Genomic DNA, 11,329 nt, shown 5'->3' with positions numbered 1-11,329 from the left:
CATCCGCACAGGACACATTTGATTTCTTACCTTTGTATTGCATGACACGCCACTATAGTATATCGCGAAGCTTACGTATTATAACCTTATTGCTGGGCATAGCGCTTCTGCAACAAAGCGTGGCATGGGTATCCTTCGCGAACGAACGGCACAACCTCCCAAAAGTTGAGAATGGACTTGTCACATTGATTTCCTGGGCGACAAACACACCCACCGACCCATATCTGGACAATACCAATCACGATAGTGATTATCCTGAGCCCCAGGAAAAGGATTCCGAGGAAGATGCCCTGGAGAAGGAAACCAAGGAAGTTACCGATCATCATATCCAATTGATGTGGGCTCAGCACCGGGACAATGTCCGTTGCTTTCTGCATCACATTTCAGAGCATTCTGAACCTGATTTTACAGTCTCTACCCCCCCGCCTGAATTAAGCTAACCCTTTTTCAATACACTGCCAGTATCAGTCAGGCTTATATACTTCACCCTGCCACAGAGTATACAATGCAGTTTCCGATACTTTATCAAGCAACAAGAATACTTTATTATGTCCATGCTACAGCAACTCAAGTATGACCGTTCAAACTTTAAAGGCGATTTATTCGGTGGGGTAACCGCCGGTGTTGTAGCCCTTCCTCTCGCGCTTGCATTTGGTATGCAATCAGGTATGGGAGCTGAAGCAGGGCTCTATGGCGCCATTGCCATTGGGGTCTTTGCTGCCATATTCGGTGGTACCAGCACCCAGATCAGCGGTCCAACCGGTCCGATGACTGTGGTTTCCGGTACATTCATCGCCTCTATGATCGCAACCATGGGTAACCTGGAGGCTGCACTTCCAGCCATATTGGCTACCTTCTTACTTGCGGGAGCCATGCAGATCGCATTGGGAGTTGTGCGTGTGGGACAATATGTAAAGTACATCCCATATCCGGTGGTGTCAGGGTTTATGAGCGGCATAGGAGCAATTATCATTCTGCTCCAGCTGTTTCCGTTTTTCGGACAAAGTTCTCCTAAAAGCATCCCTCTTGTTTTTATAAATATCGGCGAAGCATTGGGCAACATGAACGTTCATGCCACTCTGCTTGCAGCGGCTACCATCGGAATCATTTATACTTTCCCAAAGGTCACCAAAGCCGTTCCAAGTACCCTGGTAGCATTGATTGTGGTGTCACTGATACCGGCATTTATCCCGATGGACATCCCAAAGATCGGTGATATTCCGAAAGGCTTGCCACAATTGAGGCTGACCGAGTTTACCGGATTAGACTGGTCCCTATTGGGTACCATTGCCGTTCCTGCCATTACCCTAGCTCTTCTGGGCACCATCGATTCACTGCTCACCTCCATAGTTGCTGACAACATTACCAAAACCAAACACAACAGCAACCGGGAGTTGATCGGTCAGGGCATAGGCAATATGGTCGCCGCAATCATCGGCGGAATTCCGGGAGCTGGCGCCACCATGCGTACAGTTGTAAATGTGAAATCTGGAGGACGAAGTCGTTTGTCGGGTGTGGTGCATGGTGTTCTTCTTTTGGTCATCCTTTTGGGGGCAGGTAGATATGCCGCCGAGATTCCGTTGGCCGTGCTTGCAGGTATACTTATCACAGTGGGAATCGGTATCATGGACTATAAAGGTTTCCGGCATATTGCTAAAGTTCCGCGTACTGATGCGGTGATCATGCTCACCGTGCTTGTAGTGACGGTTTTTGCAGACCTGCTGGTGGCAGTGGGAGTCGGTATGGTACTGGCAACGTTTCTTTTCATGAAAAAAATGGGCGATACGGCTGACACACAAACGGAAGTAGGGTCATTACAGGCGCACGAATCAACCCAGGCTTGGGAAGATGAAGCGGATATGCCTGCCACCCTTAAGGAACAGGTGTACGTAAAACACCTCTATGGTCCATTGTTCTTCGGTTTCACATCGAAATTCCAGGAATTAGCCAAGTCCATACCTGATGTTCGTGTGGTAATATTCCGCATGGAACGCGTACCGTTTATTGATCAAACCGGTTTATATGCCCTGGAAGAGGCTATTGAAGAACTGAATGACAGGCAAATTACCGTAGCTTTTTCAGGCCTTCATCCTCAAGTGATCAAACAAATGAAAGCCGTTGGAATCATTCCGGGCCTGTTACCCGAATCTCAGGTATTCGAACAATTTTCAACCTGCAAAGTTTGGGTATCCGGTGTTCTGACTATGGTGGAAGAGAAATCAAACCGCAATGGCGGTCATTCTTCCGCGAGAAGACGAATCAAATCTATTAACTAATACAAAACTGAGTATCATGGATAAATTTTATCAAACCCTGCTCGATAACAATCAACAATGGGTAAAAGAAAAGCTGAATGAAGACGACCAGTATTTCAACAAACTTGCAGAAGGACAGAAACCTCCATTGCTGTGGATCGGATGTGCCGACAGTCGCGTCCCTGCCAATGAAATCACTGGTACCCGTCCAGGTGAAGTATTTGTGCACCGCAACATAGCCAATATGGTTGTACATACCGATATGAATATGTTGAGCGTACTCGATTACGCGGTGAATGTGCTGGAGGTTAAACATGTAATCGTTTGCGGGCATTATGGATGCGGAGGGGTACTGGCCGCCATGCAAAAAACACAATTCGGACTGATCGACAACTGGATTCGTCACATCAAGGATGTATACCGCATTCACAGGGACGAACTCGACGCGATCACCGACGTAGCAGCACGCGGTAACCGGTTTGTTGAACTGAATGTCATGGAGCAGGTTTTTGATCTGAGCAAGACCTCCATTATTCAGAATGCCTGGCGAAGGGCAAAACAACCGGCGCTGCATGGTTGGGTTTATGACATCCGTAACGGATTGATCAAGGATCTTAACGTCACATGCAGCGATGACTCTGAACTGGAAGACGTCTTTAAGATCGATCCGGTGGCAGTCTGAATTAACAAGGCATAAAAAAAGCAGGCGTAAATGAGCGCCTGCTTTTTTTTATTCAATATCTAAGATTATTATTCGTCCTCTGAACCAGAGATTGAATCCCTCATATTTGTATCCGCCTGGATATTCTTCATCTTGTAGTAGTCCATGATTCCAAGGTTACCACTGCGGAACGCTTCCGCCATAGCTTTGGGTACTTCTGCTTCCGCCTCGATCACTTTTGCACGTGCCTCCTGCGCCTTGGCTACCATCTCTTGTTCCAGTGCAACAGCCATGGCTCTTCTTTCTTCCGCTTTAGCTTGAGCAATACTTTTATCGGCTTCAGCCTGATCTATCTGAAGGACCGCACCAATGTTCTTGCCGATATCCACATCTGCGATATCGATAGACAAGATCTCAAATGCCGTTCCGGAATCAAGTCCTTTGGCAAGTACAACTTTAGAAATGGAGTCGGGGTTTTCAAGGACATCTTTATGAGAACCCGCGGATCCGATGGATGACACTACGCCTTCTCCTACACGAGCCAGAATGGTGTCCTCACCCGCACCACCAACCAATTGACGAATATTGGCCCTTACGGTTACCCTCGCTTTTGCAATCAACTGAATACCATCTTTTGCAACAGCAGTCACCGGAGGTGTGTCGATCACCTTAGGGTTTACAGACATCTGTACCGCCTCGAAAACATCCCTTCCCGCCAGATCAATGGCAGTTGCTGCTTTAAAATCCAGACTGATATTGGCTTTGTCTGCCGAAATCAAGGCATTCACCACATTATTCACATTACCTCCGGCAAGGTAGTGGGCCTCCAATTCGTTGGTCACAAGCTTAAGACCCGCCTTATGGGAAGTGATCATGGCCTTAACGATTACGGCTGGTGGCACTTTCCTCCAGCGCATAAAAATGAGCTGGATCAATGAAATATACACGTTGGACAGAACGGCTGAAAACCACAATCCCACCGGAATAAAATAAAAGAGAATCCACAACCCAATCAGGGATGCCACTGCAATGGCGATAACAATGCCTACTTCCATTTTAGGAATTTTTTAGATTAAGAATCAAAGATGGTCATTTTTTTTCAATGACCGCAGGCATCAAACGGAAGTAACTATGATTTTACTTCCATCCACTTTTACCACCCGGATATTCATTCCGGCATCAACCCATCCGTCCTTGCTTTGCACCTCGTATAACTGTCCGTTAATACGCGCTTTGCCCATCGGCGCCAGCCTGGAAACTGCATTCCCTGAATCACCTGCATTCACCTCCCCCTCTTCCAGCACATTCATTTTACCGGTAATTTCCTCCTGGACAGACAAACGCTTCCACGTTTTTGCCCTTAATGCCAATCGGAACATAACTGTAATCACTATGAGCGCACCACCCAAAACCATGTGCCCGGTTGTACTTCCGTATTTGTTGTAGGTAAACCAGATGCCTGCAATAAGCATCAATCCACCAATCACTCCTACGGCGGTGGTTCCGGGCACCACCAGTAGTTCAAGAATCACCAGGCCCAGGCCAAGTAATAACAGAATGAGTATGGTGGTAAGGGTCATGTAAATGTCGTTAGCACTAACAAGAGACTGATCACATCACTTTTTGTAATGCTTCATTGCTTCCGGAAGGTACGCTTTAATTTCTTTGATCCTGGTTGCATCACTGGGGTGTGTGCTTATCAACTCCGGTGGCTTCGCCCCACCTGTTTGTGCCATACGCTCCCAGAAGCTTACTGCCTGGGAAGGATCATAACCTGCCATGGCCATGAAGATCAATCCCATTTTGTCGGCTTCCAGTTCATGTTTGCGTGAATAAGCCAAAACTCCCAGCGTGGATGTTACACCATAAGACTGCATAAAGAGATTGCGCGTTTCCTCTGGCTTCTCGGACATTGCTACCGACAATCCGATCCCTCCAAGTTGCACCAGAAGCCCCTGACTCATACGTTCGTTGCCGTGGCGCGCAATAGCATGTGCTATTTCATGTCCCATCACCACAGCCAGCCCTGTTTCATCTTTTGTCACAGGAAGAAGACCGGAATAAACAACTACCTTTCCGCCAGGCATACACCAGGCATTTACCGTATTTTCGTTCACCAGGTTAAACTCCCATTGATAATCCTTGATCCGGTCTGTGAGGTTCTGGCTTTTCATATAAGCCTTCACAGCTGTGGCTATTTTATTTCCAACTCTCGACACCAACTGTGCATCTGTTTGTCCGGACGCAACAGGCGGGTTTTGCTTTAAAAAATCTCGGTAGTTGGTGAGACTCATTCCCACCAAAGTGCTCTCCGGCAAAAGATTCATTTGCTTACGTCCCGTGATGGGCACCTTATTACATGCGGCGGTAATGAATGTCATTCCCGCAACAACCAACCATACTTTTGTATTCATAGCTCAAAGTTAGTAAAAAGGAGAATCGGTAGATTGGCCTACTGACAGGATCCGTCGGTGACCATTGTAGCATTGCTTCCGTCACCTTCCATAATGACGCAAAAACGCTCAGGAAATTTTACCAGGTTCAAAGGCTTCACATAAACGAAGGCCACTACCAGATGTCCATCTTCATTGTTATCCAGAACCGTCTGGTTATAATATTTGGATTGAAGTTTGATCTTTTTATCCTGGGATTTCAGAAAACCCATCAACTCCTTGCCTTCATAAGTTTCAAGAAACTCCTTGAGGTATTTATCCGCCAATTCGCTTGCAATAACCTGCGCTTCCTTCTCCGAGATTTTTTGGGCATGTCCAGCAAGTGATATACAAGCAAGAAGCATAACAAAAGTGAACCTACCAATCGTTCCTATGAACGTTTTCATCGTGTTGGTTTATTTTGACGTAAGATCAATTGCCCGTTGCAGACTTATCGGCTTACCATTCTCGTAAGCCGTGACAAACACGCCTTCCATGCCCTTGGAGGTCAATTCTTTTTTCACAGCCGAAGCGGCATCATAATTAACAAGCTCACCCACAGTAAAAAGAGTGATACCTGTTTCCGTTCTGTAAGTCTTAATCTTCATACGAACCTGGCGTGACCATTGATTCACCACTTCGGTAGGAACTTCCTGTTGATATGCACCGATCTGCACCCTGAATACCACTCCTGTTTCCAGAGGGTTGATCTCTTCAAAAACACTCACTGTTTCGTTGCTACTTGAAGGTGAAGGTGTAGTTGTTGGAGATGTCGTACCTGTATTGGTGCTTCTGTTTGTTCCGGTAGATCTTTGAGAAGCTGCATCATTCAACGATATCCGTTTCCCATCCCGGTAGGCGATAACAAATGCGTCTTTGATTCCCATATTCACAATTTCCTGTTTAGCAGCGGAGGCTGCATTGATATTGTCAAACTTTCCGCTGGTATAACGGGTCAATCCGTTAGACATTGTCTCGGTGTATACCGGCGTTATATTATTGAGATCCGAAGCGGTGACTGCACGGCTATAAACACCAACCTGCACCGTGTATACAAGTCCTTTGAAAGTGGTCAGTTCGCCATTCGTTTTTACCGGCGCATTGTTGTTTGACTGAGTTGTGCTTCCCGTACTACTTCCGGTATTTCTGCCTGAATTATTGGCTGTGACATCACCGCCAGAATTCCTTCCACCTGTTGAAGTTGATGGCGTCGTTGAGGGTTGACGGTTGCCTCCTGACGGATTACTTCCATTCAATGACGCCAGAACCTCTTCACCGGTTTTTTCATTTTTGGCAATCGCCATTGCCTCATAGATCGGAATTCTCTTACCATTGTAAAATGCCACAACAAAGGCATCCCTGAATCCCTTATTACGAATATCCTGTTTGGCATTATTTGCTGGCGAGAAATCCCTCCACAAACCTGCCGTATACCTGATCATTCCACTGGGTGTGCGCTCTCCTGCAACCGGTTTTGTACCCCCAAAAAGATCCTGGCGTATCGCATTTCTGAATGCACCTATCTGAACTTTAAATATCAGGCCGTCGGGAAGTTTCGGATCAATCGGAATAGGATTGGATGCGCTGTAGATACTATTTCCTTCCAACGAGAATGTAGCTGTTTCTTCTGCGACAGAACCTCCAAGCGCCCCAACCGGTGGCAGGTTCTTCGGCTCGTTTAATTCGCCACCACGACCTGTGGTACGCTTTCCAACGGGCAGAGTAGCATAATCCAGAGACTGATCTCCTGTTCCTTTTGTGATGGATCCTTTATACTTATTGGCATTCAGGTCGTCCATGAATGCATCGGCATCCCTGACACGGGTTGCCGCATCCTGACGGTATTGCCTGGCCATGATTTCAGCTTGCTTGGCCTGACGTTCGAGCTCGGGTATTTCCGCAATCAATCTTTTGGACTCAGCTCTTTGTTGTTCTTTAAGTGCGGTTTCCCCGAATGTCGGGGTGTTCTCATCCAGAACAGCTGCCTCCTTCCGGTTTTCCTCTTTTTGTTTCCTGAGGTTAACCACTTTTTGTCTTTCAGCTGCAGCCTGCTCATCCAAACGCATAGCATCCTTTACAAGCGCGGTATAGGTAGCATACTCTGCATCATCAACCACAGCACGAACGCTGTTGGCATCATGTTTCATTTTTAAAGCCGGGGGCGGTGGTGGCGCCTGAATATCTTCCTTGTTTTCAGATTTCTCAGCGGCAGATGCCGTATTATCGTCTGAAGTTCTTTCTGCTGATGCTAACAAAGGCTTGCCGGTTGCCCGGTTCTCAAAGACTGCTGCCATAATTCGATCTCCTTCATCTTCGGCGGCCATGGCTTCATCCATTTTAGCAGTACGTTGCTGGGCAAGTTCCTCTCTTTTTGTTGCGGAACGCGTATCAAGCATCTCATCAGTCAGTGCATCGGCTTCATCTCGCAGCTTTCTTGATTCATTCAGCTTACCATTAGCGATGTCTAGTTCGTTCAGGCGGCGGATACGCTCCTGTTCCGTACCCGGAGCTGCTTTGGTGCCATCATAAGCAGGAGGAAGATTTGCCGCATAAAGATTTGCATTGGCTTCTTCTTTAAGCAGGTCACTCTTGGCTTTGTTAAACTGTACCTGTTTATCCAATATCTCCTGTTTCGTTGCGATGTTATCCAACTTATCCAGATACAACTGTTCGTTTTCTTTGGTCTTGGTTTTGGCCATCGCTTCAAAAGCGGTATTCTGCTGGGTTTCCAATGCTGCTTTTTGCTCTCGCAAAACGGTTGCGGCACGTTCCTGCTCAGCAACCTGTGCCTTATACATCTCCGCATCCCTTACCATTTGCTCCCTGCTTTTTGTAGCGGGAAACTCGGAGGGTTTAATTTTGGCATCGGACCGGGTTGGTGCTGGGTCAGGTTGCACATCAGCTACCGGGGTGTCAGGTACGGGTGCATCTTCTACTACAACGGGTGTATCTTGCACTTCAACGGGCGCGTTTTGCACCGCAGGTTTATCCGGCACTTCTACCTCCGGTATATCAGGGACCACTTCCGTGGACACAACGTCCGCATTATCCGGCATTATTTCTTCCACTGGCGGTTCACTGGAAGCCAAGGAGGCTGTATCAATTGTCGGTTGGTCCACCAACTCGGTTTCTACTACGACCTCATCTTCAGTCCGAGCCTTAGCTATTGTATCCGCCGGAACATTCCCCTCCGTTTGATCCTCGGAAACATCGGGCACCACTTCCCGGGTATCCTGGGCTACTTCATCAGCAGGCTCCGGATTATATGCCGACAGACCATCTGCCCTGAGCTGTTGCTCCTTTTCAAGAGTGGAGATTCTCGATCTTGCCTCATTTACCTGTTGCTCTTTTTTACTTGCATCTGTTTCCAGTTTAACCGCCTGATCAATCAGTGCCTGGCGATTCTTAGGATCGGGAATACTTTCAGCTGTCGAACGCAGGATTTCTGCTTCCTCCTTCATGGAAGGGATAGATTTCTCACTTTCACTAATGAACACCTTTTCCTCTTCTACCCTGGCGGATAGCGTCTCATCATCGTACGATCTCAGGGCCGGGTCTCCACCTGTTGATGGAGGAGAATCATTCTTCACAACAGGAGTTTCTTCAACCCTGGCTGTATCCAGTTCGGATTCCTTCGTATCTGAATCTACAACCGGAGGCGTTGATATCACCTCCTCCTGAACAGGCTCTTCGATAACTTCCTCCTCCTTCACCTCCGGAGAATCTTCGGGAAATGTCTCCTCAGGTATTACCTCCTCCACAGTTGCTACATCCGGCTTTTCTGTCTTCACATCTTGCCTTTCGGGTGCATTCTCAGAGGGAACATCAACCATGGCTAAACTGTCCGTTTGACCATACCCCCTGATCTCCTCCACAATATTTTCCGCAAGGTCCTGGTCACCCTGTTCTGATCCACCTTCGTCCTGAAGTTGCTGCAACTCTTCTCTGGTAGCCTGGGCCTGTTGTGTTTTGTTCTCAGATTCCTTTTCCAACTCTCCGGCCTGCGCCAGCAACTCTTTCTTCAGGTCAGGATCTTTGGCATTTCCCGCCTCATCTCTCAAAATGGCCGCATCTTTTTGAAGGTCAACCGCATCCTTTTCCAGAGCCTCCAGATAGGCTGTTTTCTTCACCAATTCTTCTCCTTTTGATGCACTTAGTTCAGAGACTGCATTCTTAGCAATGGAGGCATAGTCCGTTTCTTTTTCTGAACGCGCCTCCAACTTGGCTTTCTGTTTCGCCAGAATGGTCAGGGCCTCGTCCGTAGAATTAGATTTCAGGGCTTTCTCGATGATCTGAGCATTTTCGGTTGCCTGTTTGGCATTCTGATTTTTCTCATCCGCATCACCATCCAATTGCTGACTGATCTTCAGGGCAACGGCATATTCCTTCCGCAGTTTTGCCGCAGCCTGTCTTAGTGCCTCCGCTTCATTTTCATGGCCTTCCTTTTTGACAGGATCTGTTTCACTGTCTACGCGGCTTTCTGCTGCTCTGGCCATTTGGTCATACTCTTCTGCTTTTAATCTTTTCTGTTCGGCAATCATAGATGCCGCATCAGCATCTCTTCTCAGCACCTTGGACTCATTACCAAGCCTATCCGCATCGGCATACGCCAAATCAATGATCTTATCCGGTGTAAGGTCTGCATAGGATGTAATATCAACAGGAGGTTCTTTCTCTGGCGTTTTGTCTGCAGAGGGTTCCGGGTTTTTATTGTTCTTGTTCCGCTCGGCTTCCAGCATAGCCATCAGATCAGGGGAATTGTTGACCTCCAGCATGGCTTTTTTCTTCATTTCACCAGATGACAGGGCCAGGCTATCGCGATCTGAAGAAATACCTCCGGGTCTTGAAGAAGCCGAGTATGTTGATGGCAATTGCCCTACCCTGATCTTAAATACCCCCATTTTTCCTCCAACGCTTGCCCGGTTGGATGCAAAAAAAGCAACACTGTCCGCTTCATCAACCGCAAATAGGATATCATCGGCTGGAGTGTTAATCGCAAAATCGACATTCTGCGGAGGCATCCATGTATGGCTTTCCTCATTGTAGGTAGATCGGAAGATATCGAAACCACCCATTGAATTATGCCCTGTGGACGCAAAATACAGCGTTCGCCCATCGGGATGAAGAAAGGGATATGCTTCATCGAAAGGTGTATTGATGACACTTCCAAGGTTTTCAGGCTTACCCCATTCACCGGAAACCGTCTTTGCAATTCTGTATAAATCAAGGTTGTCGGACTGATCTCCATAACTGGATATGAAAATCTCATCTTTCGAGGCTGTAATAAACATTACCGGCTGAGCATTGCCACCCTTATCCTTTCGCCCCTGAAACTCCTCGGTCATGGGAATGACCTTGCCTCCAAAAGATGCATCCAGGTCATATGAACGGAAAAAATCTGCCTGGTTTACCTCTTTACGTTCTAAAACGAGAAGGTCTCTAATTTGACTCAACAGGGTTTTACCATTACGACACATTTCCATTTGATGGGTAACATCGTACTTCTCCAGTTGAGCCTTTGTCGCCTTTTCTTTAAAGGTATAATAGGAGGTAAGGGCCTCATTGAAGCGATAATTGAGGTGATATGCCTTTCCAAGAAAGAAGTGTGACTCTAGTGGAGCGTCGGCCTGGGTTGAGGCATATTTCAGGAATGGTAGCGCCTTTTCCTTGTCCCGGTTCACAAATAACTCACAAACCCCGAAGCGATAATTCAGGTCGGTGTTGTATTGATCCAGGCTGAGAAGCTGTGAATAGATGGGATGCGCAGAACCATAGTCCTCCTGATCAAAGAAAGCATCGGCAGCTGCCTTTTGAGAATCACCGCTGTCGCCTTTCTTTCCCTTCTGTGCCCATACGTTCACATGAACCAACAAAAGCAGGAGGCTCATTCCGAGGGCGATCAGAAAATACCTTATGGTTAATTTTGAATAAATACCTAATCAAATATTTGATTACCAATCATATACCTCATGTCCCACCAT

8 protein-coding genes are annotated in these 11,329 nt (G+C 47.2%); 3 read left to right on the top strand and 5 right to left on the bottom strand.

The features are described from left to right. The 3 genes from KDD36_04135 to can all read left to right on the top strand — a co-directional run. Positions 1–440: hypothetical protein (locus tag KDD36_04135; GenBank protein MCB0395817.1), on the top strand; the 440-nt coding region annotated here is incomplete at its 5' end. A 114-nt stretch (positions 441–554) separates the two neighbouring features. After that, on the top strand, positions 555–2,276 hold the full coding sequence (locus tag KDD36_04130) for a SulP family inorganic anion transporter (GenBank protein ID MCB0395816.1): 1,722 nt from the start codon (positions 555–557) through the stop codon (positions 2,274–2,276). Between the two features lie 16 nt (positions 2,277–2,292). Further along, positions 2,293–2,937 carry a carbonate dehydratase gene (gene can, locus KDD36_04125; protein MCB0395815.1) on the top strand — a complete coding sequence of 215 codons (645 nt, stop codon included), beginning with the start codon at positions 2,293–2,295 and terminating at the stop codon, positions 2,935–2,937. Positions 2,938–3,005: 68 nt separating this feature from the next. Here can and floA read toward each other — a convergent pair whose 3' ends face one another. The 5 genes from floA to KDD36_04100 all read right to left on the bottom strand — a co-directional run bounded on the left by floA (position 3,006) and on the right by KDD36_04100 (position 11,236). Beyond that, positions 3,006–3,971 carry a flotillin-like protein FloA gene (gene floA / locus KDD36_04120; protein ID MCB0395814.1) on the bottom strand — a complete coding sequence of 322 codons (966 nt, stop codon included), beginning with the start codon at positions 3,969–3,971 and terminating at the stop codon, positions 3,006–3,008. A gap of 60 nt (positions 3,972–4,031) precedes the next feature. Beyond that, on the bottom strand, positions 4,032–4,496 hold the full coding sequence (locus KDD36_04115) for an NfeD family protein (GenBank protein MCB0395813.1): 465 nt from the start codon (positions 4,494–4,496) through the stop codon (positions 4,032–4,034). 36 nt (positions 4,497–4,532) lie between these two features. Next, on the bottom strand, positions 4,533–5,297 hold the full coding sequence (locus KDD36_04110) for a M48 family metallopeptidase (protein MCB0395812.1): 765 nt from the start codon (positions 5,295–5,297) through the stop codon (positions 4,533–4,535). Between the two features lie 71 nt (positions 5,298–5,368). Further along, positions 5,369–5,755 (bottom strand): hypothetical protein, encoded by a 387-nt coding sequence (locus KDD36_04105; GenBank protein ID MCB0395811.1) that lies wholly within the window; start codon positions 5,753–5,755, stop codon positions 5,369–5,371. A gap of 9 nt (positions 5,756–5,764) precedes the next feature. Then, entirely contained in the window at positions 5,765–11,236 is a 5,472-nt protein-coding gene (locus KDD36_04100; protein ID MCB0395810.1) for a PD40 domain-containing protein, read from the bottom strand. Between the last annotated feature and the right edge of the window lie 93 nt (positions 11,237–11,329).

Source organism: Flavobacteriales bacterium, from assembly GCA_020435415.1.
In the GTDB taxonomy this organism is placed as follows: domain Bacteria; phylum Bacteroidota; class Bacteroidia; order JACJYZ01; family JACJYZ01; genus JACJYZ01.
This window is presented reverse-complemented; position numbering and strand designations above follow the sequence as displayed.